A 24,879-nucleotide genomic window follows, 5' to 3' on the forward strand; every position below is an offset into this window, starting at 1 on the left:
AGAAGAAGCTACCTTGCGGAAGCTTTACCAAAGATCGAGCAGGGATTCGCCCACGTTCCGCGGGCCGCGGTTGCGCGAGTACGCGCAACCCTTCTCATCCCACACGGAGAGCGTGCGTTGCAGGGCGCCCCACGCCCTGCAACCCCTCCTCGCCTCCGCCGAGTTACAAAAGAAAAAAGCCACCTTTCGGTGGCTTTCTCTTTTGTAACTTGGCGGAGGCGGTGGGATTCGAACCCACGATACAGGTTTAAGCCCGTATGCTTCCTTAGCAGGGAAGTGCCTTCGGCCACTCGGCCACGCCTCCAGTCAGCTCTTAACAGTGTTGCTCGTTGTCGCTGAGTGCACGCATATTAATGGCCACACCTCATTTGGTCAAGGAAGCGCGGCCAAATTTTTGAAAAAAGTTAAGCTTGCTCCAGATCAAAAGCTTTATGGAGGGCACGGACGGCCAGCTCCATGTATTTCTCGTCGATCAGGACGGAAATCTTGATCTCGGAAGTCGAGATCATCATGATGTTGATGCCCTCTTCCGCCAGAGTGCGGAACATCTGTGAGGCAACGCCGACGTGGCTGCGCATGCCCACGCCCACCGCCGACACCTTCGACACCTTGGCGTCGCCCAGGATGCGGGTGTAGCCCAGCTCTTCGCGCTGGCTTTCCAGCACGCTCAGCGCGCGCTGGTAGTCGTTGCGCGAGACCGTGAAGGTGAAGTCGGTCTTGCCGTCCACCGACTGGTTCTGGATGATCATGTCCACTTCGATGTTGGCGTCCGAGATCGGACCCAGGATGTGGAAAGCGACTCCGGGCTTGTCCTGGACACCCAGGACGGTGATCTTGGCTTCATCACGGTGGAAAGCGATACCGGAGATGACGGCTTGTTCCATGTTGGTTTCTTCCTCAAACGAAATCAGGGTGCCCGACTTGGCTTCCTCGGCCAGGGGCATCAGGGGATCGGTCAGCGACGACAGCACGCGCGTCGGGACCTGGTAGTTACCGGCGAACTCGACCGAGCGCGTCTGCAGCACCTTCGAGCCGAGGGAAGCCAGTTCCAGCATTTCTTCGAACGTGATCTTTTCCAGGCGGCGCGCCTCGTGCACCACGCGCGGGTCGGTGGTGTAGACGCCGTCGACGTCGGTGTAGATCAGGCACTCGTCGGCCTTCAGCGCGGCGGCGATCGCCACGGCCGAGGTGTCCGAGCCGCCGCGGCCCAGCGTCGAAATGTTGCCCTCTTCATCCACGCCCTGGAAGCCCGTGATGATCACGATCTTACCCGCGTCGAGGTCGGCGCGCACGCGCGAGTCGTCGATCGACTGGATGCGTGCCTTGGTGAAGGCGGAGTCGGTGCGGATGCCTACTTGCCAGCCGGTGTAGGACACGGCGTCCTTGCCGATTGCCAGCAGCGCCATGGCCAGCAGGCCAACCGATACCTGTTCGCCGGTCGAGGCGATCATGTCCAGTTCGCGCGGGTCCGGCTGCGGCATGATTTCCTTGGCAAGACCAATCAGGCGGTTTGTCTCGCCCGACATCGCCGACGGCACCACGACGATTTTGTGCCCGGCGTCGTGCCATTTGGCGACGCGGGCCGCAACGTTCTTGATACGGTCCGTCGAGCCCATCGACGTACCACCGTATTTGTGGACAATTAAAGCCATAACTGTAAGCTTTCCAGCTTGTAAAGGATCAAAGGGGAACACTTACTCTAGCATGTTGCAGCGCAAAATCACAAGAGAGTAAATCCGAAAAGCTATACGGAATGAAAATAAAGTAATACGGTTTTCGACTAGAAACTATTTGGCGCTGGACTCCCAGCGCAGTGCGACCAGACTGGCTGGTGGGTTGCCGAAATGCCGGCAATCCATGCCCAGGCCCGCAGCGTAGATGAGCTCGCCGTTGGCGCTGACGATGGGCAGGCGCGTGCGTTCCCAGGCCGGCACGTCGGCCGCCTGGTAATGCACCTTCAGGCTGCGCGTCGGGCGGTTCGGCGCCAGCTTCAGGCGCTCGCCTCCCTTGCGGAAATCGATGACCAGCGGCTGGGTGCGCAGCCAGGCGGCGTCGAAGCCCGTCTCGGCCGGCTCGAAGTGCAGCACCCCGCCATAGACCGGAAAAGCCAGCCGCCCTTCCCCGGCCCACAGGAAGCTTTCGCCGAACTTCTCGATCACGCCCTCGTCGTCGGGGTCGCGCATGCCGGCCAAGTCGGCCAGCTTCGGCGTGATGTGGAGGCGGTCGCGATGGCGCCGGATGTGGCAGGCCGGGTGCGTCACGAGCAGCTGGGCGTCGTGGCGCGCTTCCAGCAGTTGCGCCACCATCTCGACCAGCCAGGCGGTCGAGGGCATGGCCAGGCCGCGCACGCGGAACCAGTGGCGCAGCATGTTGTAGGCCCGGTCCAGGCTCATGGCGCGCAGGCGGGCCACATCCACGGCATCGTCGACCAGGCTGGCCGCCAGGTCCTGTTCGGCCAGCTCGTCCAGCAGGCGCTGGGCCGACTGGGCATGCGCGGCGCTGCGCGCGAAGCGCTGCTGGAAGCCGGGAAAGGCCTCGGCCAGGGCCGGCATCACCCGGTGGCGCAGGGCATTGCGCGCGTAACGCGGGTCCAGGTTCGATTCGTCCTCGACCCAGCTCAGCGCGTTGTCGCGGGCATGGGCTTCCAGCGCGGTGCGCGACAGCGGCAGCAGGGGCCGCGCCATCACGAGTTCCGGGTTGCCCAGCAGTTCGGGAGCGCTGTTTGCGGCATCCATGCCCGACAAACCGGCCGGCCCCGAGCCGCGCAGCAGTTGCAGCAGCACGGTTTCGGCCTGGTCGTCGAGGTGGTGGGCGGTCAGCAGCAGCGTGGCGCCGTGCTGGCCGCACATCTCGCCCAGGGCGCGGTAGCGCAGCTTGCGTGCCGCCGCTTCCGTACCCGAGCCACGCTTGTCGACGTTCACGCGGCGCGCCTCGAAACCAGCACCGAGCGCTCGCGCCGCGCTTTCCACGTGCCCAAGCCAGGCATCGGCATGCGGGCTGAGCCCGTGGTGGACGTGGAAGGCGGACAGTGTGACGCCGTGTTCGCGGCACCAGTTCGACGCCAGGTGCAGCAGGACCATCGAATCGAGGCCGCCGCTGCAGGCGATGGCAATGGAGGAAGGGGAAAACTGCGCGCGCAGCGCGTCGAGCGCGCGCGCGAAAGTGGCCGGGACGGACCCGGCGGATGAACTACTCACTCGGTACGGCTCACTCTTCGCTTGGCGTGGTTTCCTTGAACTTACCGTAGGCCATCAGCTTCTGGTGACGGGCTTCGAGCAGGTCCTTGGTCTTCATGCCCTGGAACTGGCGCAAGGTATCGGCCAGCGCGCGCTTGAGCATTTGCGCCATGCCTTTCGGGTCGCGGTGGGCGCCGCCCAGCGGCTCGTTGATGATCTTGTCGATCAGGCCCATCGCCTTCAGGCGGTGCGCGGTCAGTCCCAGTGCGTCGGCGGCGTCGGCCGCGCGCTCCGAGGTCTTCCACAGGATCGAGGCGCAGCCTTCCGGCGAGATCACCGAATAGGTCGCGTATTGCAGCATCAGGACCGCGTCGCCGACGGCGATCGCCAGCGCGCCGCCCGAACCGCCTTCGCCGATGATGGTGGCGATCAGCGGCACTTTCAGCTCGGCCATGACGTAGAGGTTGTGGCCGATCGCTTCGGACTGGCCGCGCTCTTCGGCGTCGATGCCGGGGAAGGCGCCCGGGGTGTCGACAAAAGTGAAGATCGGCAGGTTGAACTTTTCCGCCAGCTTCATCAGGCGCATGGCCTTGCGGTAGCCTTCGGGTTTCGGCATGCCGAAGTTGCGCATCGCGCGCTCCTTCGTGTCGCGGCCCTTCTGGTGGCCGATGACCATGCAGGCCTGGCCGTTGAAGCGCGCCAGGCCGCCGATGATCGACTGGTCGTCCGCGAAGGTACGGTCGCCGTGCAGCTCATGGAAATCGGTGAAGATCGCGTTCACGTAGTCCATGGTGTAGGGACGCTGCGGGTGACGCGCGATCTGGGAAACCTGCCATGGCGTGAGCTTGGCGTAGATATCCTTCGTCAGTTGCTGGCTCTTCTTGGCCAGGCGGTCGATCTCTTCCGAGATGTCGACGGCCGAATCGTCCTGGACGAAGCGGAGCTCTTCGATTTTCGAATCGAGCTCGGCGATCGGCTGCTCAAAACTGAGGAAAGTTGTTTTAGTCATTGTACCTCCGGGTTATTCTGTGGCCACGGCGCTGGGGCTGCCGGCGGCCTTGGGTGCTACTTTTCGGCGCTATTCTACCGTACCTTAAACCGTATCGGACGCGGCATCGGCCCCGCTGACGGGGTCGAGACTGCGCCACAGGTACCAGGTGGCAACCGTGCGCCACGGCTCCCAGTTCGCCGCGACTTCGCGCGCATCGCTGCGCGAAACCGGCTCGCCGGAGAAATAATTCTGGCTGATGCCCTGGATCAGGCCGGCGTCGTCCAGGGGCAGGACGTTCGGCCGGAGCAGATTAAATATCAAAAACATCTCGGCTGTCCAGCGGCTGATGCCGCGGATCCGCACCAGCTCGGCAATCACCGCCTCGTCGTCCATCTGCGACCACAGGTTGGTGTGGACACGCTTGGCCTTGAAGTGGTCGGCCAGGTCCAGGATGTATTCGGTTTTCCGCTTGGACAAGCCGCAGGCGCCGATCCCCTCGGCGCCCAGCTTGATGACCTGGCTCGGCGTCATCTTCGGACAGGCCTGGCTGAGCTTGGCCCAGGCCGCATCGGCGGCCTTGGGCGTGACCTGCTGGCCGACGATCGAGCGCGCCAGGGTGGTGAAAGGGTCGGGGTGACCCTTCAGGTGCATGTCGCCGAACTGCGGGATGAGGCGCTTCATGATGCGGTCGCGCCGCATCAGTTCCGCTTTTGCCTCTGCCCAATATGCCGGAACCTCGAGTTCCGGCGCGTCAAAGCCGCTCTTGTCCTGTTCCGCTGCCATTATGCGCGACGCCAGTTCGTCGTTCCGTCTGGCTTGTCTTCGAGAATGATCCCGGCAGCAGTCAGTTCGGTGCGAATACGGTCCGCCTCGGCAAAGTTGCGCGCCTTCTTGGCGGCGGCGCGCTCTTCGATCAGGCCGGCGATGCGGCCCTCGTCCAGACCGCCCTCGCCTGCGCCTGCCTGCAGGAAGTCCTGTGGCGCACGCTCGAGCAGGCCCAGCACGCCGGCCAGGGCCTTCAGCTGGCGCGCGGTCGCGCTCGATTTGGTCCGGTTCGCTTCGCTTGCCAGGTCGAACAGTTCGGCCACGGCCAGCGGCGTGTTGAAGTCGTCGTCCATCGCTTCGCGGAAGCGCACGGCGTGCTCCTCGTTCCAGTCGACTTCCACGGCTTCGCCGCCGAGATCGAAATCAGCCAGCGCCGTGTACAGGCGCGTCAGCGCGCCCTTGGCGTCGTCGATGTGCACGTCCGAGTAGTTCAGCGGGCTGCGGTAGTGGGCGCGCAGGATGAAGAAGCGCACCACTTCGGCGTCGTATTTCTTGAGCACGTCGCGGATGGTGAAGAAGTTGCCCAGCGATTTGGACATCTTCTCATTGTCGACACGCACGAAGCCGTTGTGGATCCAGTAGTTGACCATGGTGCCGCCGAAAGCGCCTTCGCTCTGGGCGATCTCGTTCTCGTGGTGGGGGAACTGCAGGTCCTGGCCGCCACCGTGGATGTCGAAGCGTTCGCCGAGCGTGGCGCAGGACATGGCCGAGCACTCGATGTGCCAGCCCGGGCGGCCGCGGCCCCATTTCGAGTCCCATTTGGCCTCGGCGGGTTCGGACTCCTTGGCGGCCTTCCACAGCACGAAGTCGAGCGGATCGCGCTTGCCGGTATTGACGTCGACGCGCTCGCCGGCGCGCAGGTCGTCGAGCGACTTGCCGGACAGCTTGCCGTAGCCTTCGAAGCCGCGCACCGCATAATTCACGTCTCCGTCCTCGCTCTTGTAGGCCAGGCCTTTTTCCTCGAGCTTCTCGATGATCGAGAGCATCTGCGGCACGTATTCGGTGGCGCGCGGGACGACGCCAGGGGGCAGGATGCCGAGCGCCTGCGTGTCCTCGTCCATGTATTTGGTGAAACGCGTGACCAGCGAGGACAGCGTTTCGCCGTTCTCGACCGCGCGCTTGATGATCTTGTCGTCGATGTCCGTGATGTTGCGTACGTACTTGACGTCGTAACCGGAAGCCATGAGCCAGCGATAGATGACGTCGAACGCCATCATCATGCGCGCGTGCCCGACGTGGCAGTAGTCGTAGACGGTCATGCCGCAGACATACATGCCGACCTTGCCGGCCTCCATCGGAACGAATACCTGTTTTTCGCGCGCCAGCGTGTTATAGATCTTTAATTGGCTCATTGGTGGTGATGATTCGAGAGGGGACGGGACGCCCGAGCAATGCAAATGCCGGGCACGGTTGCCAAGGAGGCGCGCGCCGGGAAGTGGTGCTTTGCGTCGAGACCGTCAAGACCCTCGTTGTTGTTCTTCTTGATAGAATGGGACGTTCTGCGCAGAGTATAGCATTGATAAAATCCCGACTGGCCGCCTACGGCTCAGGTTTATTTTTCTGTAAAAGACTTGACACGGCATTGCGCCACGTCCACCGAGGAGACGCCTCCATGACCCTATTCGCACGATTCCCTGCCCCATCGCTGGCGCGCCTGGCCGCCGTTGCCGTTACCACTGCCGCCCTGACGATTTCCGGCGCCGCGTTGGCTGCCGACAATCCGCAGGTCGCACTGAAGACCACGATGGGCGAGATCGTCCTCGAACTCGACCAGGAAAAGGCGCCGAAGAGCACGGCCAACTTCCTGCAATACGTAAAATCCGGCTTTTACAAGGGCACGGTATTCCACCGCGTGATCAGCGACTTCATGATCCAGGCCGGCGGCTACACCGAGAAGCTCGTCGACAAGCCGGGCGTGAGGAAGCCCATCCCGAGTGAATCAAGGAACGGCCTGTCGAACAAGCCCTACACGGTGGCGATGGCGCGCACCGACAACCCGAACTCGGCCACCTCGCAGTTCTTCATCAACACCAACGACAACGCCGGCCTCGACTATCCGGGCCAGGACGGCCACGGCTACACCGTGTTCGGGCGCGTCGTGAAGGGCTTCGAGACGGTCGACAAGATCAAGAACGTGGTCGTCGACGACATGCGCGGCATGCAGAACGTGCCCGTGGTCCCGGTCGTGATCCAGAACGCCACCATCCTCTCCGGCGATAAGCTTGTAAAATAGCGGTTGCACATTTCGCATCCCAACCGAATTCACAACAAGATAGGACATCACATGACCTCCGTACTCATGACCACCAACAAGGGCAACATCACCGTCGAGCTGGACGCTGAGAAGGCGCCGAAGACCGTTGCCAACTTCCTGGACTACGTGAACAAGGGTCACTTCACCAACACGATCTTCCACCGCGTGATCAAGGACTTCATGATCCAGGGCGGCGGCTTCGAACCGGGCATGAAACAGAAAGCCACCGACGCCACCGTCGAGAACGAAGCCAAGAACGGCCTGAAGAACGACAAGTACACCATCGCCATGGCCCGTACCTCGGCGCCGCACTCGGCATCGGCCCAGTTCTTCATCAACACCAAGAACAACGACTTCCTGAACTACCCGGGCCAGGACGGCTGGGGCTATGCCGTGTTCGGCAAGGTCACCTCGGGCACCGAGATCGTCGACGAAATCAACGGCGTGCGCACCTCGCGCTCGGGCATGCACTCGGACGTGCCTGTCGAGCCGGTGATCATCGAAAAAGTCGAAGTCATCCAGTAATCCGGTAGTTGAACAGAAAGGCGCGCGGGATCACAAAGCTCAGCACGACGATGGCCACTCCCGCGCGCACGCTCGCGCTTTTTATTTCCGACCTGCACCTGCAGGAATCCCACCCACGCACCGCCGAGGCTTTCTTCCGCTTCCTGGAAGCGCATGCCGCACGCACCCGCCAGCTCTACCTGCTCGGCGATATCTTCGAATACTGGGCCGGCGACGACGACCTCGACACCCCCTTCCACGTCCGCGTGGTGAACGCCCTGCGCGCGCTCAGCGATGACGGTGTCGAACTGTTCTGGATGGCCGGCAACCGCGACTTCCTGGTCGGCCAGGGGTTTGCCGAGGCCGCGGGGCTGACCCTGCTGGCCGAGCCGCATGTCGTCGACATCGGCGGGCGGCGCATCGCCCTCGTGCACGGCGACGCCGAATGCACGCTCGACACGAAGTACATGGAATTCCGGGCCATGGTGCGCTCCCAGGCCTGGCAACAGCAATTCCTCGCCATGCCCCTGGAGAAGCGCAAGGCGATCATCGCCGGCCTGCGCGAAGGCAGCCGCGAAGCCCACACCACCAAGTCCTACGAGACCATGGACGTCACGCCAGACGCCATCGAGGCGGTGTTCGACGCCACCGGCGCCGATATCCTGATCCACGGCCACACCCACCGCCCCGCCCTGCACCGGCACGGCGCGCGCCTGCGCTACGTACTGCCCGACTGGGAACTCGACCAGGAACCGCCGCGCGGCGGCTGGATCGCGCTCGCCGAGGACGGCGCCCTCCTGCGCTGCGATCTCGACGCCAACGCCGACGCCAGCGCCTGACTTCCTCTAAAAATATTGCACTGCGCAATATTTCGTTAGTTTTCCGCCAAGCAAAATCCTCTATCATGCGCCCTTGAACCGTGCGCGGCCTGACGCCGTGCAGGGTCCAGCCCGGCGCGCCGTTTTGACCGTCCAGGCCCGCTTTTTTGCAGCTCGTCGCATTCCCGTGGTTGCCAGGGATGCTGGTGTCATACTTCACTACAACACCAACGCATTCATTCAACAGGGGAGCCAGACATGCAGGATCATGTGCCAGGGCCGGAACGACAGGGAGGCCGAGCATGAATATCGGCTGGAACGACAATGCACCGATTTATCGCCAGCTCAAGGACCGCGTGATCGGCATGATGCTCGACGGCGTACTGAAGGCAGGGGATCCCCTGCCTTCGGTACGACAGGTAGCTTCCGAGTACCAACTGAACCCGATCACCGTTTCCAAGGCGTACCAGGAACTGGTCGACGAAAACCTAGTAGAAAAAAGAAGGGGAATTGGCATGTACGTCACTGAAGGAGCAAGCGAGAAGCTGCTTGCAAGCGAACGGGAACGCTTCCTGAGCGAGGAATGGCCGGCGATGGTGGAGCGCATCCGCCTGCTGGGCCTGGACGTCGAGCAACTGCTGCGCACCGCCGAGCCGGGAGGTGCAGCATGAGCGCCGTGATCTCGGCCCGCGGCCTGAGCAAGCGCTACGGCAAGCAGACGGCGATCGACGGCATCGACTTCGACATTCCGGCCGGACGCATCGTCGGCCTGATCGGCCCCAACGGTTCGGGCAAGACCACCACGCTGAAGGCGGCGCTCGGCCTGATCCCCTTCGAGGGCGAGCTCACCGTGATGGGCTTCGATCCGCGCACCCAGCGCGATGCCCTGATGCAGGACGTGTGCTTCATCGCCGACGTGGCGATCCTGCCGCGCTGGCTGCGGGTGCGCGACGCCGTCGACTTCGTGGCCGGCATCCACCCGCGCTTCGACCGCGCCCGCGCCGAGCGCTACATTGCCAATACCAAACTCAAGCCGGCGATGAAGGTCAAGGAGATGTCCAAGGGCATGATCGTGCAGCTGCACCTGGCCCTGGTCATGGCGATCGACGCCAAGCTGCTCGTGCTCGACGAGCCGACCCTGGGCCTGGACATCATCTACCGCAAGCAGTTCTACCAGAACCTGCTGGAAGACTATTTTGACGAGAACAAGACCATCGTCATCACCACCCACCAGGTCGAAGAAGTCGAGCACATCCTGACCGACCTGATGTTCATCCGCGACGGCCGCATCGTGCTGGCCGCCTCGATGGACGAAGTGGGCGAACGCTACATCGAAGTGATGGTGCCCGCCGAAAAGGTCAACGCCGCGAATGCGCTGCAGCCGATCGACCAGCGCACCGTGTTCGGCAAGTCCGTGATGCTGTTCGACGGCGTCTCGCGCGCCCAACTGTCCGCCCTCGGCGAAACGCGCAATCCGAGCGTGGCCGACCTGTTCGTGGCAACGATGAAAGGAACCTACGCATGAATACGATGAAATGGCTGCTGCGCCGCGAATTCTGGGAGCACAAGGGCGGCTTTGTCTGGGCGCCGCTGATCGCGGCCGTGATCATGGTGGTGCTGGTGGGGGGCATGATCGGCTACGGCATCTCGACCGGCAAGCTCGACGGCGACAGCGTCACCATCCGGGTCGGCGGCGAAGAGGTGCACCACGCCAGCAGCTCGAAGATCGCCACGCTGGCGGACCACCACACCCGCAGCGAGATCGCCAACGTGGCCGCCAATAACTACATCGCCACCGGCGCACCGATCTTCATCGTGCTGCCCATCGTCGCCTTCTTCTACTGCCTGGGCGCGCTCTACGATGACCGGCGCGACCGCAGCATCCTGTTCTGGAAGTCGCTGCCGATCTCCGACACCACGACCGTGCTGTCGAAACTGGTGACCGCCCTGGTGCTGGCGCCGGCGATCACGATCGGCATCGCCAGCGCCGCCGCCTTCCTGATCCTGATGCTGGGCGGCGTGGCCGCCAGCCACCAGGGACTCGACCTGTACGGGCCCCTGCTCAGCAACGTGAACCTGTACCTGTCGCCGGTCTACCTGTTGGCCATGATTCCGGTCTACATCCTGTGGGCGCTGCCGACCGCCGGCTGGCTGCTGCTGGTGTCGAGCTGGGCAAAATCGAAGGTCTTCCTGTGGGCCGTCGGCCTGCCGCTGATCGCCGCCGTGCTGCTGAAGTGGATGGACTACCTGCTGGCCCTGTACGGCGCCACCATCAACGCCGACTGGATCATCAACAACGTGCTCGAAACCCTGCTGCTCGGCCTGGTCCCCGGCGCCTGGTTCATGGACGGCGGCACCGCCCTGCCGCTGCGCGCCCAGCACGGCGTGGACATGCTGTCGGTGCTCGGCGCCTCCTGGGGCAGCCTGGCGCGGCCGGAACTGTGGGTCGGCGTCGCTGCCGGCGCCGCCATGATCGCCGTTGCGATCCGCCTGCGCCGCTGGCGCGACGAGGGCTGAACATGCGCCGCGCGCCGCTGTTCGCCCTCACCCTGGCCTGCGCCTTCGGCGCCCTGCTCGCCTGCGGCCCTGCCGCGGCGGTGCCGGGAGTCGACGAGCCGGACACCATCGAAGTGCACGGCATCCGCAAGCCGGAGGTGCACAAGTACAAGGCCATCCTCGCCGGTCTGGACAGCTTCGACAGGCACCATGCGCTGGCGCCGAACGTGCCCGAACTGCGCTTCCGGATCAGGGCGCTCGGTGGCGCCGGCCTGCCCCAGCAGCCGCGTGTGCGCATCGAGGGCGACGGCGACTTCGTCCTGCCGCTCGCCCTCGACGCCGCCAACCGCTTTACCGTGCCGCGCAGCGAGGCAGCGCTCGACGCCGATGGCGAGCTGGCGCTGAACCAGAAGCGCAAGCTCTACCGCATCGAGCCGGAGGTGCGCACCCCGGGACTGGCCGCCAACGTGCGGCGCCTTGGAGACTTGCGCCTGGAATGCCGGGTGATGGTGGGGATCGCGAAGGAAGAAATCTCGCTGGTCTGGGTATTGGCCATCAACGGCCTGCTGCGCACCCGCGACTGGTGCGGCTTCACGCTCGAGGAGCCGCCGAAGTGGGGTTTCGACGCCGAAGCGCCGCTCATCGCCGCAACCTTGCGCGAAGGCGAACGCAGCCAGAAGCTGGAGACGAAGAAGACCAGCTTCGAGGTCGTCCTGAGCGACGCTTCCTGGAGCGACGATGCGCTGGTGGAGCTGGAATTCGGCGCGCCGCCGGTCGCCGCGGCTGCCCCGACGCCCCCTGCCACCGCGCCCTGAGCCCGGCCACCCCGGGCTTGCAGGCCGACCTTGCAGGGCCGGCCACCACCCGCGTTTTTCACGCTATCGGAGCCATCATGAAACGCATCGTCCGCACGCTTCTTCCGGCGCTGGCCCTGGCCTGCTCCGCCGTCCAGGCGCAAAGTCCGGCGCCAGCCCCCGCTCCTGCCCCCATGGCGGCCGAACTGACCGCCATCGGCACCAAGCCCTGGCTGGTCGAGACGGCCAGCGCCGGCAGCGGGCGCTACACCATCATCTTCGAATCCGGCTTCGGCATGGGCCTGAGCGCCTGGCGCAAGGTGGCGCCCGAGCTGGCCGGAACGGCGCGCGTGGTCGCCTATTCGCGCGCCGGCCACGGCAGGTCCGAAGCGCGCCCGGAACCGCGCACCATCGCGCAAAACACGAACGAACTCGAGCAACTGGTCGCCGCGGGCAAGCTCGCCCCGCCCTTCATCCTGGTCGGCCACTCGTACGGCGCCCTGCTGGTGCGTTCCTTCGCCGCCCGGCACCCGGGCCAGGTCGCCGGCATGGTGCTGGTCGACCCGGGCGACGAGCGCTTCAATCCCGCGCTGCGCCAGCTCGACGCCGGGCGGGCGGCGGCGGACGAGCGCGCCTTCGCCGCCATCGTGCCGGCGAAATTCCAGCCCGAACTGGCACTGCTGCAGCCGGTGCTCGACAGCGGCAGGCTTCCATTCGCCGGCAAGCTGCCGGACGTGCCGACCGTCGTGCTGACCTCGATGCAAGGGGCGGAGAAACCGGAATTCTTCCTGGAGACGCCTGAAGCGGTCGCCATCAAACAGGGGCTGCATGCGGATTTCGTGCGCCAGTTCAGCGCCGGCTCGCAAGTGTTGACGGCAAGAGCGGCCACAACATCCAGCTCGAGGAACCCGAACTGGTGATTGCAGCCGTCAGGCAGGTGATTGCCGCGGCCGACAAGGCCGCGGCGCAGACGCGGCGCTGAGCCCAGCCAGGTTGAACCTGGTTGCGCTGCGCCTTACTGGAACTGCTGGCGGAAGGCCTCGAACTGCGCCCTGAGGTCGGCGACCTCGGCGCGCAGTGCGGCGACCTCGGCTTCCAGCTGGCCGATGCAGCTGCCCGGGGCGGCCGCCGGGCCTGCGGCGGCGCCGAAGGCGGAGTCCTCGCGCGACACGGAAATCTCACCGCCGAGCAGTTGGCCGTAGCGCGGCTCCTTGGTGCCGGGCGCGCGTTCGAGGCGGGCGACGATGGGCGGGTATTTGTCGATCAGGAACTGCAGCACCGCCTCGACCTCGGCCACGCTCTTGAACTCGTGCAGGCGGCCGGTGCGGGTGCGGATCTCGCCGGCGGTCTGCAGGCCGCGCAGCATCAGGACGGTGAGCACGGCCAGCTTGTCCTGCTCGAGCGTCCACTTGATGCGCATGCGGTGCTCGTACTTGGTGACGCGCGCGCCGGCCTGGGTGATGCCGTTGACCAGGCGCCGCTCGATCAGGCGCTGCAGGGTGTCGTGGACGGTGTCGTCGGACAGTTGCATCACCGGATCGCGGCTGGAGAGCTGGTTGCAGCCGGTGACGATCGCATTCAGCGACATCGGGTAGTTATCGGGCGTGAGCGCTTCTTTTTCGGCGAGCACCGCGAGGACGCGGAGCTCGAATGGGTCCAGTACGGGATCGGTCCCGTCCTTTGCTTCATCAGTCATGGTTTCCTCAGTCGACCAGCCGGTTCAGTTCGGCCTGGTCGAGTTTATCACCCTCGCGCACGTTCGGACAGGCAATGCCTGCCGCCTTGATGGTCGCGGTCAGGCATTCGATCTGCTCGTCCTGGCGCGCGACGTGGTCGATCAGGCCGCGCAGGGCTTTCGAGAGCGGGTCGTCGCCGTTCGGCGTGACGCCATAGGCGGCGAACATGCGCGCGCTGCGCGACTGGTCCTCCTTGCGCATGATGTGGGCCGGGTTGCCGACCGCGGTGGCGCCGGCGGGAACCGGCTTGACCACGACCGCGTTCGACCCGACCTTGGCGAACTCGCCGACCGTGAAGGCGCCCAGCACCTGGGCGCCGGCGCCGACGATCACGCCGCGCTCGAGTGTCGGGTGGCGCTTGGTGCCGGCCACGAGGGTCGTGCCGCCCAGGGTCACGCCCTGGTAGATGGTGCAGTCGTCGCCGATCACGGCGGTCTCGCCGATCACGACGCCGAAGCCGTGGTCGATGAAGACCCGGCGGCCGATGGTGGCGCCGGGGTGGATCTCGATGCCGGTGAGGATGCGCGCGATGTGGGAAATGAAGCGGCCGAGCCACTTCAGGTTCATGCGCCAGCAGGCATGCGCCCAGCGGTGGAGGACGATGGCATGCAGGCCGGGATAGCACGTGAGCACTTCCCAGCCGTTACGGGCGGCCGGGTCGCGTTCGATGATGCTCTTGATATCTTCGCGCAACGAGGAAAACATAATCAGTACAGAAGCGAAACAGCGGCAATGGTAGCTTATCCGGCGGCCGGCTGCTTGGGAGGGGGTCAATTTTGGAGGGTGTTGCGGAGCGTGCGCGCGGTGCGCAAGTGCACGTGGGGCTGTTGCCTGCGCTGCTACTGGTGCGTTGAATCCGCGTGGGCACGGGTGCCCACCCTACGGATGAGGCCTCGGACTAGCGGTAGGGAAGATCCGGTAATGCGCCGGGGTTCGGTGCTTGCGACCGGCAGTCCGTAACGCATCCTGTAGGGTGGGCACCCTGTGCCCACGCGGATCAAACACACCGTTAACCCGGCAGGCAACAGCCCCGGGAACGCTTGCAAGCGCTCCTGAAACTTCTTTAACCCTGCACCCCGCGCTGGCGGCGCGCTTCGTACAGGCAGACGCCCGAGGCAACCGAGACGTTCAGGCTCTCGACCGAGCCGAACATGGGGATGGACACCAGCAGGTCGCAGGTTTCACGGGTCAGGCGGCGCATGCCCTCGCCTTCGGAACCCATCACCAGCGCGACCGGGCCGGTGAAGTCGGCTTCGTACAGGCCCTTGTCGGCGTCGTCCGAGGTGCCGATCAGCCAGATGCCGCGTTCCTTCAGCTCGCGCATGGTGCGCGCCAGGTTGGTGACGGTGATGTAAGGCACGGTCTCGGCCGCGCCGCTGGCGACCTTGGCGGCGGTGGCGTTCAGGCCGACCGCCCGGTCCTTCGGCACGATGACCGCATGCGCGCCGACGCCGTCGGCCACGCGCAGGCAGGCGCCCAGGTTGTGCGGGTCGGTGATGCCGTCGAGGATGAGCAGCAGCGGCGCACCTTCGATGGCGTCGAGCAGTTCGTCCAGGTTGCGCGCCAGCGCCAGCTGGCTGGCGAAGGCGATCACGCCCTGGTGGCGGCGGGTGCCGACGATCTTGTCAAGACGGCTTGCTTCGACCGGCATGACGCGCACGCCAGCGTCCTTGGCGCTGGCGATCAGGGCCTTCATGCGGGCGTCGTTGCGCTCGGCGTCGACAAAGATCTCTTCCACCGATTGGGCCTCGTGGCGCAGCCGCGAGGTCACCGCGTGGAAACCGAAAATCATTTTGTTCTTCATTCTTTACTTCTTTTCCTGGAACTCGTTTTGGATGCGGTACTGCCGGCCTTGGCGGCCGGCTTCTCGGCGCCGCTCTGGGCGGCGGCGCTCTCTGGTTCCGCCACCGCGGCTTTCGCGGCGCGGGTGCGGCGTGGCTTGGCCGGCGCCTCGGCGGCCGCCGGTGCTTCGGCTGCTGCCGGTGCTTCGGCTGTTGCCGGCTCGGCCGCCTTGCTGCGGCGTGCGCGCTTGGCTGCGGGAGCCGCAGCCGGCGCCGCTTCGGCGGCGGTCTCGGTTTGCGCGGCCGGCGCTTGCGCTTGCACGGACTTGGCTGCACGCTTGCGCTTCGGCGTTTCGGCCACGGGCGCCTCGGCCGGCGTTTCCACCGGCTGCGGCGCTGCTGGCGCGGCAGCTTCGACCGCTTCGGCCGGCGCCTGGACGGCGGACTTGCGCTTGCGTGCCGGCTTGGCAGGGGCCGGCGCCTCGGCTTGCACCGGCGGCGCGGCCGGAGCGGCAATCTCGCGCTCGGCTTGGACCGGCTCGACCGGCGCCTGGGCAGCGGCCTTGCGCTTGCGCGCCGGCTTGCCTGGTGCAGGAGCCTCGGCTTGCACCGGTGCCGGCTGCTGCGCCTGGAGCACCTCGGCCTGGCCGGCCTGCGCTTCCTCGTCGGCCTGCTTGCGCGCAGCCTGGCGCGCCAGTTCGGCGGCCGCCTTCCTGCGGGCGTTGCGCGAGCGCTTCGGCTTGGCGCCGGCGCCCGGCGTCACGGCCTCGCTTTCCGGCTCGCCGGCCTGCTCCGCTTGCGGCGCCTCGGCACGCAGCAGCTTGGCCTGCTGGCGCGCCAGCTCGGCCGCTTCCTTGCGGGCGCGGCGCGAACGCTTGGATTTGCCGGACGGCTTGGCTTCCAGGATGTCGTCGAACTGCAGGCGCGAAGCCTGGCCGTTCGCCTGGCCCGGCACGGCGTCGCGCTTGCGTCCACCCTTGCCTTCTTCGCCGCCCTTGCCTTCGTTCTGCGCGGGCGTCTCGACCGCGTCCTGGCCCTCGGCCAGCACCAGGTCGATCTTGCGCGACTCGAGGTCGACCTTGGCCACCTGCACGACCACGCGGTCGGTCAGGCCGAAGGTCTTGCCGGTGCGTTCGCCGCGCAGCTGGTGGCGCGCTTCGTCGTACTGGAAGTAATCCTGGCCCAGTTCGGTGACGTGGACCAGGCCCTCGACATACAGCTCGTCGAGTTGCACAAAAATGCCGAAGGTGGTCACGCCGGCCACGGTGCCGGTGAAGGCCTCGCCCAGCTTGTCCTGCATGTAGTAGCACTTGAGCCAGGCTTCGACGTCGCGCGAGGCTTCGTCGGCGCGGCGCTCGTTGGCCGAGCAGTGGACACCCAGGGCGTCCCAGATCGTCAGGTCCTTTTCGTCCTTGGCCTTGCCTTCCGCCTTGTCCTTGGCGGCCTGCTTGCGCGCGGCGTTCGAGACCGTCGTGTTCAGCTTCGACACGTCGATGCCCTTCGGTTCGTAGCGCTTGCCCTGCAGGATGGCCTTGATGGCGCGATGGGTCAGCAGGTCGGGATAGCGGCGGATCGGGCTGGTGAAGTGGGCATACGCCTCGTAGGCCAGGCCGAAGTGGCCGACGTTGTCCGGGCTGTAGACGGCCTGCTGCATCGAGCGCAGCAGCATGGTCTGCAGCAGGGACGCGTCCGGGCGATCCTTGATCTCGCGCATCAGGGCTGCATAGTCGGCCGCGGTCGGCTTGTTGCCGCCGCCCAGGTTCAGGCCGGTCTGCTTGAGGAAGGTGCGCAGCTGGTTCAGCTTTTCCTCGGTCGGCACGGCGTGGATGCGGAAGGTGCCCGGGTGCTTGTGGCGGATCAGGAGGTCGGCGGCGCACACGTTCGCGGCCAGCATGCATTCCTCGATCAGGCGGTGCGCATCGTTGCGGGTGCGCGGGATGATCTTCTCGATCTTGCCCATCGCGTTGCAGACGATGTAGGTCTCGGTGGTCTCGAAGTCGATCGCACCGCGTTCCTGGCGCGCGCCCAGCAGCGCATGGAATACCGCGTTCAGGTTCAGCAGGTGCGGCACGACGGCCGGACGGCGCGCGGCTTCCTCGCCTTGCGGGTCGGCCAGCACTTCGGCTACCTGGTTATAGGTCAGGCGTGCGGCCGAATGCATCACGGCCGGGTAGAACTGGTAGGCGGTGACTTCGCCCTTGCTTGTTACGACCATGTCGCACACCAGGCAGAGGCGGTCCACGGCCGGGTTCAGCGAGCACAGGCCGTTCGAGAGCTTCTCGGGCAGCATGGGGATCACACGGCGCGGGAAATACACCGAGGTGCTGCGTTCGATGGCGTCGGCGTCGAGCGCATCGTTGGGTTTCACGTAATGGCTGACGTCGGCGATCGCCACCAGCAGGCGGAAGCCCCTGGTGCGGCCGATCTTTACCGGTTCGCAGTAAACCGCGTCGTCGAAGTCGCGCGCATCTTCGCCGTCGATCGTTACCAGCGGCACGTCGCGCAGGTCGACGCGGTTGGCCAGGTCGGCATCGACCACTTCGTTGGGAAGCCTGTTGGCCTGCTTCAGCGCCGCGGCGGAGAACACGTGCGGCACGCCGAACTTGCGTACCGCGATCTCGATTTCCATGCCCGGGTCGTCCAGTTCGCCGAGCACCTCGACGATGCGGCCGGTCGGCTGCTGGAAACGCGCGGGCTGCTCGATCAGTTCGACGCTGACGACCTGCCCCGCACGCGCCTTGCCTGGCGAGCCGGCCACCAGGATGTCCTGGCTGATGCGCTTGTCCTCGGGCGAGACGATCCAGACGCCGCCTTCATTCAGCAGGCGGCCGATGACGTGGGTATTGGCGCGCTCGACGACTTCGACGATCGTGCCTTCCGGACGACCGCGGCGATCGAGGCCGGTAACGCGGGCGCGTACGCGGTCGCCATGCAGCACCTTCTGCATTTCCTTATCGTTCAGGAACAGGTCCGGGCCTGGCTCCTCGGGAATCACGAAACCGTAGCCGTCGCGGTGGGCGCTGATACGGCCGGCCACGAAGCCGGATTCATCCGCCAGGGAATAGGCACCGTCGCGACCGGCGCGGATCTGGCCGTCGCGTTCCATTGCGTTCAGGCGGCGGCCCAGGACTTCCTGGGCGGCGGGCTTCACTTTGAGAGAGCGCGCCAGGGCGGCTGCGTCGAGCGGCGTGCCGGCGTCGCGGAAAACACCGAGAATTTCTTCGCGGCTGGGAATGGTATGAGTAGGTTGCTTCAAATCGTTTTCTTGAATTTCTTCTATATATGCGCCGGACCGGCCGGCACCGTGGTTGGATTGACACCTTGACAGGCGTAGTGTAACGGAGGACCGCAGGATTCGCCTAACGAAGCGTGCTCCATGAAACGCGGTCCGGCGGTCGGGTGGCGGGGGGCGAAAAAGCCCGGTTGCAGTCCCTGCAGGAGGTTTTTGACTTTTGCCATCCTTCCGCTATAATCTCGGCTCTTTCGCAACGACAGCATGTGAAGCGGAGGAAAAGCGGGTGCAGTACAGGCAGCTTCGCCGCGTGAACAACGAAAGTTGATCTAGCGAAAAACGACAAAGCCTGATATTGTATCAGCTTCAGCAGCAAACGCAGTAACAGTGCCCACGTGGCGGAATTGGTAGACGCGCATGGTTCAGGTCCATGTGCCGCGAGGTGTGGGGGTTCGAGTCCCTCCGTGGGCACCACTCTACCGGAAGTGATCCGCAAGAGTAAGCAGTACCATTGATCGTAGGGTGGGCGCCCCGTGCCCACGCTGGAAGCATGATTAATGTTTGCAGTAAAAGCAGCATCAGTGCCCACGTGGCGGAATTGGTAGACGCGCATGGTTCAGGTCCATGTGCCGCGAGGTGTGGGGGTTCGAGTCCCTCCGTGGGCACCACTCTACCGGCAGTGATCCGCAAGAGTAAGCAGTACCATTGATCGTAGGGTGGGCGCCCCGTGCCCACGCTGGAAGCATGATTAATGTTTGCAGTAAAAGCAGTAAAAGCAGCATCAGTGCCCACGTGGCGGAATTGGTAGACGCGCATGGTTCAGGTCCATGTGCCGCGAGGTGTGGGGGTTCGAGTCCCTCCGTGGGCACCACTCTACCGGAAGTGTTATCCGCAGTAGTACCGTAGCGTTTGCTCCCGAGCGAACGACTCATTGCCAGCAATTTGTTGGCAAGTGCAGTACCGTAGTATCAGCAGCACTAGCAGTGCCCACGTGGCGGAATTGGTAGACGCGCATGGTTCAGGTCCATGTGCCGCGAGGTGTGGGGGTTCGAGTCCCTCCGTGGGCACCAAAGGTTTTCTGGCGACAGCCGGCGCAAAACGCCGCAATCCTTGAAAAAGGTTTGCGGCGTTTTGCGTTGTCGCTCGCCCTTTCGCTTTTATTGCGCCGCCAGGTCGTCCAGGATCGGGCAATCCGAGCGGCTGTCGCCATGACAGGATGCGGCAAGCCGCTCCAGGGTGCGCCGCATCGCTTCCATCTCCGCGATCTTGCGGTTCAGGTCCTCGATATGGGAGCGCGCGAGCGCACGCACGTCGGCGCTGGCGCGGCCCTTGTCCTGCCACAGCGCCAGCAGTTCGCGGATCTGGTCGAGCGAAAACCCGAGCGCGCGGGCGCGGTGGATGAATTGCAGCACCTGCACGTCCTGGCGCGCATAGACGCGGTAGCCGGCTTCGGTACGGCGCGCCGCGCCAATCAGGCCGATGGATTCGTAATGGCGGATCATCTTGGCCGATACGCCCGAGGCGCTGGCGGCCTCGCCGATGTTCATTGCGGTGGTATCGCGTGCGTGGCAGTCCATGTCGTCCTTTCCTTTCCCAAGAACGCAGGATACACCTTCCCATCGTGGGAAGCACAAGCGGAAATGCTTGACTGTGCCACGGAAGCGGTTATGCTCGGGCTAGCATGAAAGTCTCCACCATCATTACCAGCTGCCTGCTTGCGGCAAGCTGCGCCGCCATCGCCAAGCCCGCTCCCTGGTACCAGTGGCGCAGCAAGGCCGACGGCGCGCTGGCCTGCTCGCAGACCCCACTTGGGCCAGGCTGGGAACGCGCCGCCGGGCCCTATCAGGACGCACGTTGCGAAAAGCGCATCGTTGCTAAATAATAGGCCCGGTAGTTCAGCAGGTCGTCCGTCGTTTTCTACAAATACCGAGGAGACATTGATGTTCACGAGTCCCGAGCAGTTCGCCAACGCCACCAAAACCCTGTTTGACCTGCAAATGCAGACCTTCGAGGCGCTCACCAACAAGACCGTCAAAGGCCTGGAACAAGTCGTCGCCCTGAACATGGCGACCGCACGCAGCACCATGGACCAGACGCTTGCCGCCAGCCGCGACCTGACCCAGGCGCGCGACGCCCGCGCCGCTTTCGACGCCCTGTCCGCGCGCATGGCGCCCAATGCGACCGACAGCGCCGAATACCGCGCCCAGCTGAAAACCATCATCGACGACATGCAGAGCGAATTCCAGCGTGCCGCCGACGTGCACGTCGCCGAGGCCAAGAGCACGCTGTCGGCCCTGATCTACGACGTCACCCAGAACGTCAAGCCGGGCTCGGAAAACGCGGTCGAGATCATCAAGGCCGCCATCGACAACGCCTTCAAGGGCTACGAGCAGGTGACGCAGGCCACCCGCCAGGCCGTGCAGACCGTCGAGGCGCAGATCGCGAAAGCCTCCTCGCTTGTCAATCCGGGCATGGACAAGGCCGCGTCCTCGGGTGAGAAACCGGCTGAGTAAGCGGCCGAATCAGCAAAAACAGGGCGGCCGCCTGGTCGCCCTGTAATATTCTTTCACGGCACCGCTTTCGGTGAAAGAATATTTCATCCCTGTTCTTTCCTTGCTTACCCTTCGCGCTGTATTCCCAGCAGTTCGTCGACGTGGGCCAGCGCACCCGCATCCTTGACCACCGTCTTGAGCCACACGTGCAGCGGCTGCTCGCCCCAGCTGGCCGCCTTGTCGGCCAGGTAGGCGACCGGACTGTGCGGTTCGGTTCGGCGGAAGAACTCGGCCACCGCGCGCAACTGCGCGAGGGCCTGGGCGCGCGTCTGCAGCGGGCCGGCGGCAAGCGCCGGCTGCGCACCGCCCGGCTGCGGCGCGGCCGCATGCCGTTCCGCTTGCTCCGACGGCTGCGCGGTGACGGACGCACCCGCGCCCGCCGCGGGCATCACGAAGTGCACCAGGTTCTGCAGCGCAGTCCTGGCGCCGCTGAAGCTCGGCCCGTCCGCGCCCAGGCGCGCGTCGACCGCCTTTTCCAGCGCGTCCAGCGCCGACACGCAGTATTCGCCGTCGGCCAGCAGCCCGGCATAAAAGGCCTTCGAGGTGCGGCTGCGCGCCGCCTCGACATCGGCGATCGCATCCGCGCCGTGGCTGCGCGCCACTTCGATGTCGCGCATCGAGAAGGCCGCGCCTTCCGTCACCGGACATTCGGCGGCCAGCTGCGGCACGCGCGCCGCGATCCAGCCCAGGTTGCCGATGCGCCGCTCGAAGCCGTCTTCGTCCGGCAGCGGATACAGGCCGTCCCAGTAGCGTTCGCACAATGCACCGATCAGTTCCAGGGCCTCGCCCAGGGCGCGCAGGCCGGCTGTCTTCGCGTTCGCCTCGGCCAGCCAGACCGCCAGTTGCAGGTCCTTGCTGCGCGATTCGATCAAGGTGGCGCAGCGCTTGGCGACGAACTTCCAGTCCGCTTCCTTTAATGTCGTGACCCAGGCGCCCTGCTCCAGCGAGGGGTCGTCGGCCTTCCTCGCCTGGGCGATGGCGTCGAGTTCGGGCGAGAACGCCATGTCCTCGCCGCAGGGCGCGGCTTCGCTGACCGGCTTCAGGAGTTGTTCGAGCGTGCTCATTGGCGCCTCCTCAGGCCGGCTCTATCGTGTACTTGAAGCGCCCGGCCCTGGTCGCGCCGACCTTGATGCGGGCGATCGCGCCGCCCTCGGCCATGCGTGCCAGCACGGTGTCGGCAATCTCGGGCAGCAGCGTGCCGTTCAGGATGGTGTCGACATTGCGCGCGCCGGAGTCGACCTCGGTGCAGCGCGCCAGCACCGCGTTCACCAGGGCGTCGTCGTACTCGAAGCTGGCCTGGTGGTTGTCCTGCACCCGCCTGGAGATGCGATTGAGCTTGAGGCGGATGATATTCGCCAGCACCTCGTCGTTGATCGGGTAGAAGGGCACGACCGCCAGGCGGCCGAGGAAGGCGGGCTTGAACTGCTTCATGAGCTGAGGGCGGATCAGTTCGGCCAGCTGCTCGGGTTTCGGCATCTCGGCCGCCGGCTTGTTCAAACACGCCTGCATCATCGTGCTCGAGGCGGTATTCGAGGTCAGGATGATGATCGTGTTGCGGAAGTCGATTTGGCGGCCTTCGGCGTCGTCCAGCACGCCCTTGTCGAAGACCTGGAAGAACAGCTCCAGTACGTCCGGGTGCGCCTTCTCGACTTCGTCGAGCAGCACCACGCTATAGGGATTGCGCCGCACGGCCTCGGTCAGCACCCCGCCTTCGCCATAGCCGACATAGCCCGGCGGGGAACCCTTCAGGCCCGAGACGCTGTGCGCCTCCTGGTACTCGCTCATGTTGATCGTCACCAGCTTGCGTTCGCCGCCGTACAGCAGGTCGGCCAGGGCCAGCGCGGTCTCGGTCTTGCCCACGCCCGAGGTGCCGACGAACAGGAACACGCCCTTCGGCTTGTTCGGGTCGTCGAGGTTCGCGCGCGCCGTGCGCACCCGCTGCGCCACCGCGGCGGTGGCATGCGACTGGCCGAGGATGCGTTCGTCGAGCAAGGACTGCAGCTGCAGCACGGTCTTGATCTCGTCCTTCACCATGCGCCCGAGCGGAATACCGGTCCAGCTGGCGACGATGGCGGCCACGGTGTGGCCATCGACCTGCACCGGCACCAGCGGCGCCTCGCCCTGCAGCATGCGCAGTTCCTCCATCAGCGCACGCATCGGCGCGCTGTCGCCGCGCCCTGCTTCCAGCTCTGCGCGCATCGCAGCGATCTCGCCGGTCAGCGCGTGTTCGCGCTGCCAGCGCGCCTGCAGGCGTTCCTGCTCGGCGATCTGCACGGCGCGCTCGTCGCGCAACTGCGCCAGCTTCGCGCCATGGTCCATCCCGGCGCTCTGCTCGCGCGTGAGGGCGGCGGCCCGGGCGTCGAGCTGCTCGATGGCGCGGGTGCAGGTTTCCAGCAGGGCCGGCGTGGCGCTCTGTCCCAGCGCCACCTTGGCGCAGGCGGTATCGAGCACGCTGATCGCCTTGTCCGGCAGCTGGCGGCCGCTGATGTAGCGGTGCGACAGGCGCACCGCCTCGGTAATGGCCTCGTCGTACACCCGCACCCCGAAGTGCTTTTCCATCAGCGGCGCCATCGCGCGCAGCATCGCGCAGGCGGTTTCCTCGTCGGGCTCCTCGACCTTGATGACCTGGAAGCGCCGCGCCAGCGCCGCGTCCTTCTCGAAGTACTTCTTGTACTCGCCCCAGGTGGTGGCAGCGATGGTGCGCAGTTCGCCGCGCGCCAGCGCCGGTTTCAGGAGGTTGGCGGCGTCATTCTGGCCGGCCGTGCCGCCGGCGCCGATCATCGTGTGCGCCTCGTCGATGAAGAGAATGATCGCGTGCGGGCTCTTCTTCACCTCGTCGATCACGTTCTTCAGGCGGTTCTCGAATTCGCCCTTCACGCTGGCGCCGGCCTGCAGCAGGCCCATGTCCAGCGTGTGGATCTCGACCCCGCGCAGCACCTCGGGCACGTCGCCCTTGGCGATGCGCAGCGCCAGGCCCTCGACCACGGCAGTCTTGCCGACGCCGGCCTCGCCGGTGAGGATGGGATTGTTCTGGCGCCGCCGCATCAGGATGTCGATGGCCTGGCGGATTTCCGGGTCGCGTCCGATCACCGGATCGACCTTGCCCTGGCGCGCGCGCTCCGTCAGGCAGGTGGTGAACTGGTCCAGCGCCGGCGTCTTGCCGGGCGCCTGGGCTTCGAGTTCACTGACCGGATCACCGACGCCCTGGGCCGGCACGGCAGCCGCCGGGGCAACGGCTTCTTTCGAACCGCGCGTGAGCCTGTCGAAGTCGTGCTTCAGGCGCTCGAGCGGAAACTGGGTGAACAGGCGCGAGCCGCGCTGGGCCAGCTGGGCCAGGCCGGGCTCGGTGAGCAGCGCCAGCAGCAGATGGCCGCTGCGGATCATGTTCGGCTGGCCGTTGCCGAGCGAGGCGATCAGCCAGGCGTGCTCGAACAGCAGCGGCAGGTGCTTCGAGAACACCGGGGTGCGCGCGCTGCCCGTGGCGAAACGGGCGACCTCGCGCCGCAGGTCGTTCTCCAACGCGCTCAGGCTGATGTCGCAGGCGCGTGCGGCGACCACGACATCGCAGTCGGGCTGCTCGAGCAGTGCCAGGAACACGTGCTCGATGTCGACTTCGTACTGGCCCAGCCCGACGCAGATGTTGGCGGCGCGCGTGGCCGCGGTGCGCGAAGCGTCGTTCAGTTTGCCGATCAGGGTCTTGAGGTTGATGTCCATTCGTGT

Annotated in this window: 21 protein-coding genes, 5 tRNA genes and 1 pseudogene; 14 read left to right on the forward strand and 13 right to left on the reverse strand. The window is 65.5% G+C overall.

Features of this window, described 5'->3' with window-relative positions:
• Positions 1 to 210: 210 nt before the first annotated feature.
• From ACSUZJ_RS16180 to cysS, 6 genes are all read right to left on the reverse strand, one after another.
• Positions 211 to 304 (reverse strand) — tRNA-Ser (locus ACSUZJ_RS16180).
• 100 nt (positions 305 to 404) lie between these two features.
• The gene (locus ACSUZJ_RS16185) at positions 405 to 1,652 is read right to left on the reverse strand and encodes an aspartate kinase (RefSeq protein WP_499409865.1); all 1,248 of its coding nucleotides are present in this window, start codon (positions 1,650 to 1,652) and stop codon (positions 405 to 407) included.
• Positions 1,653 to 1,787: 135 nt separating this feature from the next.
• Entirely contained in the window at positions 1,788 to 3,197 is a 1,410-nt protein-coding gene (gene tilS / locus ACSUZJ_RS16190; protein WP_499409867.1) for a tRNA lysidine(34) synthetase TilS, read from the reverse strand.
• Between the two features lie 10 nt (positions 3,198 to 3,207).
• A complete protein-coding gene (locus tag ACSUZJ_RS16195; protein ID WP_499409869.1) occupies positions 3,208 to 4,185 on the reverse strand; it encodes an acetyl-CoA carboxylase carboxyltransferase subunit alpha in 978 nt (325 codons plus the stop codon).
• A gap of 84 nt (positions 4,186 to 4,269) precedes the next feature.
• Positions 4,270 to 4,950, reverse strand: a complete 681-nt coding sequence (locus ACSUZJ_RS16200; RefSeq protein ID WP_499409871.1) for a DNA-3-methyladenine glycosylase family protein — start codon at positions 4,948 to 4,950, stop codon at positions 4,270 to 4,272.
• Positions 4,950 to 6,344, reverse strand: coding sequence for a cysteine--tRNA ligase (gene cysS / locus ACSUZJ_RS16205; RefSeq protein WP_499409873.1), 1,395 nt, complete (start codon positions 6,342 to 6,344; stop codon positions 4,950 to 4,952). Before cysS ends, ACSUZJ_RS16200 begins: the two co-directional genes overlap by 1 nt.
• A 260-nt stretch (positions 6,345 to 6,604) precedes the next feature.
• Here cysS and ACSUZJ_RS16210 point away from each other — a divergent pair, with 260 nt between their 5' ends.
• From ACSUZJ_RS16210 to ACSUZJ_RS16245, 8 genes are all read left to right on the forward strand, one after another.
• Entirely contained in the window at positions 6,605 to 7,225 is a 621-nt protein-coding gene (locus tag ACSUZJ_RS16210; RefSeq protein ID WP_499409875.1) for a peptidylprolyl isomerase, read from the forward strand.
• A gap of 51 nt (positions 7,226 to 7,276) precedes the next feature.
• On the forward strand, positions 7,277 to 7,771 hold the full coding sequence (locus ACSUZJ_RS16215; protein ID WP_499409877.1) for a peptidylprolyl isomerase: 495 nt from the start codon (positions 7,277 to 7,279) through the stop codon (positions 7,769 to 7,771).
• Between the two features lie 50 nt (positions 7,772 to 7,821).
• The gene (locus ACSUZJ_RS16220) at positions 7,822 to 8,589 is read left to right on the forward strand and encodes a UDP-2,3-diacylglucosamine diphosphatase (protein WP_499409879.1); all 768 of its coding nucleotides are present in this window, start codon (positions 7,822 to 7,824) and stop codon (positions 8,587 to 8,589) included.
• Positions 8,590 to 8,870: 281 nt separating this feature from the next.
• Positions 8,871 to 9,239 (forward strand): GntR family transcriptional regulator, encoded by a 369-nt coding sequence (locus tag ACSUZJ_RS16225; protein ID WP_499409881.1) that lies wholly within the window; start codon positions 8,871 to 8,873, stop codon positions 9,237 to 9,239.
• Positions 9,236 to 10,093 (forward strand): ABC transporter ATP-binding protein, encoded by an 858-nt coding sequence (locus ACSUZJ_RS16230; RefSeq protein WP_499409883.1) that lies wholly within the window; start codon positions 9,236 to 9,238, stop codon positions 10,091 to 10,093. The genes ACSUZJ_RS16225 and ACSUZJ_RS16230 overlap by 4 nt, the downstream gene beginning before the upstream one ends.
• On the forward strand, positions 10,090 to 11,085 hold the full coding sequence (locus ACSUZJ_RS16235; RefSeq protein ID WP_499409885.1) for a hypothetical protein: 996 nt from the start codon (positions 10,090 to 10,092) through the stop codon (positions 11,083 to 11,085). The genes ACSUZJ_RS16230 and ACSUZJ_RS16235 overlap by 4 nt, the downstream gene beginning before the upstream one ends.
• Before the next feature lie 2 nt (positions 11,086 to 11,087).
• Complete coding sequence (locus ACSUZJ_RS16240; protein WP_499409886.1) at positions 11,088 to 11,879, forward strand: hypothetical protein; 792 nt, start codon at positions 11,088 to 11,090, stop codon at positions 11,877 to 11,879.
• A gap of 77 nt (positions 11,880 to 11,956) precedes the next feature.
• Positions 11,957 to 12,778 carry an alpha/beta fold hydrolase gene (locus ACSUZJ_RS16245; protein ID WP_499409887.1) on the forward strand — a complete coding sequence of 274 codons (822 nt, stop codon included), beginning with the start codon at positions 11,957 to 11,959 and terminating at the stop codon, positions 12,776 to 12,778.
• Positions 12,779 to 12,873: 95 nt separating this feature from the next.
• Here ACSUZJ_RS16245 and ACSUZJ_RS16250 read toward each other — a convergent pair whose 3' ends face one another.
• From ACSUZJ_RS16250 to rnr, 4 genes and pseudogenes are all read right to left on the reverse strand, one after another.
• The gene (locus ACSUZJ_RS16250; RefSeq protein ID WP_499409888.1) at positions 12,874 to 13,554 is read right to left on the reverse strand and encodes a YceH family protein; all 681 of its coding nucleotides are present in this window, start codon (positions 13,552 to 13,554) and stop codon (positions 12,874 to 12,876) included.
• A 7-nt stretch (positions 13,555 to 13,561) separates the two neighbouring features.
• Positions 13,562 to 14,299 carry a serine O-acetyltransferase gene (gene cysE / locus ACSUZJ_RS16255; RefSeq protein WP_499409890.1) on the reverse strand — a complete coding sequence of 246 codons (738 nt, stop codon included), beginning with the start codon at positions 14,297 to 14,299 and terminating at the stop codon, positions 13,562 to 13,564.
• Positions 14,300 to 14,657: 358 nt separating this feature from the next.
• Positions 14,658 to 15,398, reverse strand: a complete 741-nt coding sequence (gene rlmB, locus ACSUZJ_RS16260; protein ID WP_499409891.1) for a 23S rRNA (guanosine(2251)-2'-O)-methyltransferase RlmB — start codon at positions 15,396 to 15,398, stop codon at positions 14,658 to 14,660.
• A 794-nt stretch (positions 15,399 to 16,192) separates the two neighbouring features.
• Positions 16,193 to 18,730, reverse strand: a pseudogene (gene rnr, locus ACSUZJ_RS16265) (ribonuclease R); the annotation flags it as partial.
• A gap of 266 nt (positions 18,731 to 18,996) precedes the next feature.
• On the opposite strand from rnr, the gene ACSUZJ_RS16270 reads away from it, so the two are divergent.
• From ACSUZJ_RS16270 to ACSUZJ_RS16285, 4 genes are all read left to right on the forward strand, one after another.
• Positions 18,997 to 19,081, forward strand: a tRNA-Leu gene (locus ACSUZJ_RS16270).
• A 109-nt stretch (positions 19,082 to 19,190) separates the two neighbouring features.
• Positions 19,191 to 19,275, forward strand: a tRNA-Leu gene (locus tag ACSUZJ_RS16275).
• A gap of 118 nt (positions 19,276 to 19,393) precedes the next feature.
• A tRNA-Leu gene (locus ACSUZJ_RS16280) sits at positions 19,394 to 19,478 on the forward strand.
• A 114-nt stretch (positions 19,479 to 19,592) separates the two neighbouring features.
• Positions 19,593 to 19,677, forward strand: a tRNA-Leu gene (locus tag ACSUZJ_RS16285).
• An 87-nt stretch (positions 19,678 to 19,764) separates the two neighbouring features.
• Here ACSUZJ_RS16285 and cueR read toward each other — a convergent pair.
• Positions 19,765 to 20,154, reverse strand: a complete 390-nt coding sequence (cueR, locus tag ACSUZJ_RS16290; RefSeq protein WP_499416574.1) for a Cu(I)-responsive transcriptional regulator — start codon at positions 20,152 to 20,154, stop codon at positions 19,765 to 19,767.
• A 134-nt stretch (positions 20,155 to 20,288) separates the two neighbouring features.
• On the opposite strand from cueR, the gene ACSUZJ_RS16295 reads away from it, so the two are divergent.
• Complete coding sequence (locus ACSUZJ_RS16295; protein ID WP_499409892.1) at positions 20,289 to 20,489, forward strand: hypothetical protein; 201 nt, start codon at positions 20,289 to 20,291, stop codon at positions 20,487 to 20,489.
• Positions 20,490 to 20,547: 58 nt separating this feature from the next.
• Positions 20,548 to 21,120, forward strand: a complete 573-nt coding sequence (gene phaP / locus ACSUZJ_RS16300; RefSeq protein ID WP_499409894.1) for a TIGR01841 family phasin — start codon at positions 20,548 to 20,550, stop codon at positions 21,118 to 21,120.
• 104 nt (positions 21,121 to 21,224) lie between these two features.
• Here the strand turns inward: phaP and tssA are convergent, their stop codons facing one another.
• Both tssA and tssH read right to left on the reverse strand, forming a co-directional pair.
• Positions 21,225 to 22,223, reverse strand: coding sequence for a type VI secretion system protein TssA (gene tssA, locus ACSUZJ_RS16305; RefSeq protein WP_499409895.1), 999 nt, complete (start codon positions 22,221 to 22,223; stop codon positions 21,225 to 21,227).
• A 10-nt stretch (positions 22,224 to 22,233) separates the two neighbouring features.
• Positions 22,234 to 24,873, reverse strand: a complete 2,640-nt coding sequence (gene tssH, locus ACSUZJ_RS16310; protein ID WP_499409897.1) for a type VI secretion system ATPase TssH — start codon at positions 24,871 to 24,873, stop codon at positions 22,234 to 22,236.
• Positions 24,874 to 24,879: the final 6 nt, after the last annotated feature.

Source organism: Telluria sp. B2 (assembly GCF_051789535.1).
GTDB lineage: Bacteria > Pseudomonadota > Gammaproteobacteria > Burkholderiales > Burkholderiaceae_D > Telluria.

Bases quoted from the DNA above. Each gene is read 5' to 3' on its own strand.
- ACSUZJ_RS16185 (WP_499409865.1), bottom strand. From the start codon at position 1,652: ATGGCTTTAATTGTCCACAAATACGGTGGTACGTCGATGGGCTCGACG.
- ACSUZJ_RS16195 (WP_499409869.1), bottom strand. From the start codon at position 4,185: ATGACTAAAACAACTTTCCTCAGTTTTGAGCAGCCGATCGCCGAGCTC.
- ACSUZJ_RS16200 (WP_499409871.1), bottom strand. From the start codon at position 4,950: ATGGCAGCGGAACAGGACAAGAGCGGCTTTGACGCGCCGGAACTCGAG.
- cysS (WP_499409873.1), bottom strand. From the start codon at position 6,344: ATGAGCCAATTAAAGATCTATAACACGCTGGCGCGCGAAAAACAGGTA.
- ACSUZJ_RS16210 (WP_499409875.1), top strand. From the start codon at position 6,605: ATGACCCTATTCGCACGATTCCCTGCCCCATCGCTGGCGCGCCTGGCC.
- ACSUZJ_RS16215 (WP_499409877.1), top strand. From the start codon at position 7,277: ATGACCTCCGTACTCATGACCACCAACAAGGGCAACATCACCGTCGAG.
- ACSUZJ_RS16220 (WP_499409879.1), top strand. From the start codon at position 7,822: ATGGCCACTCCCGCGCGCACGCTCGCGCTTTTTATTTCCGACCTGCAC.
- ACSUZJ_RS16225 (WP_499409881.1), top strand. From the start codon at position 8,871: ATGAATATCGGCTGGAACGACAATGCACCGATTTATCGCCAGCTCAAG.
- ACSUZJ_RS16230 (WP_499409883.1), top strand. From the start codon at position 9,236: ATGAGCGCCGTGATCTCGGCCCGCGGCCTGAGCAAGCGCTACGGCAAG.
- ACSUZJ_RS16235 (WP_499409885.1), top strand. From the start codon at position 10,090: ATGAATACGATGAAATGGCTGCTGCGCCGCGAATTCTGGGAGCACAAG.
- ACSUZJ_RS16240 (WP_499409886.1), top strand. From the start codon at position 11,088: ATGCGCCGCGCGCCGCTGTTCGCCCTCACCCTGGCCTGCGCCTTCGGC.
- ACSUZJ_RS16245 (WP_499409887.1), top strand. From the start codon at position 11,957: ATGAAACGCATCGTCCGCACGCTTCTTCCGGCGCTGGCCCTGGCCTGC.
- ACSUZJ_RS16250 (WP_499409888.1), bottom strand. From the start codon at position 13,554: ATGACTGATGAAGCAAAGGACGGGACCGATCCCGTACTGGACCCATTC.
- cysE (WP_499409890.1), bottom strand. From the start codon at position 14,299: ATGTTTTCCTCGTTGCGCGAAGATATCAAGAGCATCATCGAACGCGAC.
- rlmB (WP_499409891.1), bottom strand. From the start codon at position 15,398: ATGAAGAACAAAATGATTTTCGGTTTCCACGCGGTGACCTCGCGGCTG.
- cueR (WP_499416574.1), bottom strand. From the start codon at position 20,154: ATGAACATCGGCGAGGCCGCCAGCGCCTCGGGCGTATCGGCCAAGATG.
- ACSUZJ_RS16295 (WP_499409892.1), top strand. From the start codon at position 20,289: ATGAAAGTCTCCACCATCATTACCAGCTGCCTGCTTGCGGCAAGCTGC.
- phaP (WP_499409894.1), top strand. From the start codon at position 20,548: ATGTTCACGAGTCCCGAGCAGTTCGCCAACGCCACCAAAACCCTGTTT.
- tssA (WP_499409895.1), bottom strand. From the start codon at position 22,223: ATGAGCACGCTCGAACAACTCCTGAAGCCGGTCAGCGAAGCCGCGCCC.
- tssH (WP_499409897.1), bottom strand. From the start codon at position 24,873: ATGGACATCAACCTCAAGACCCTGATCGGCAAACTGAACGACGCTTCG.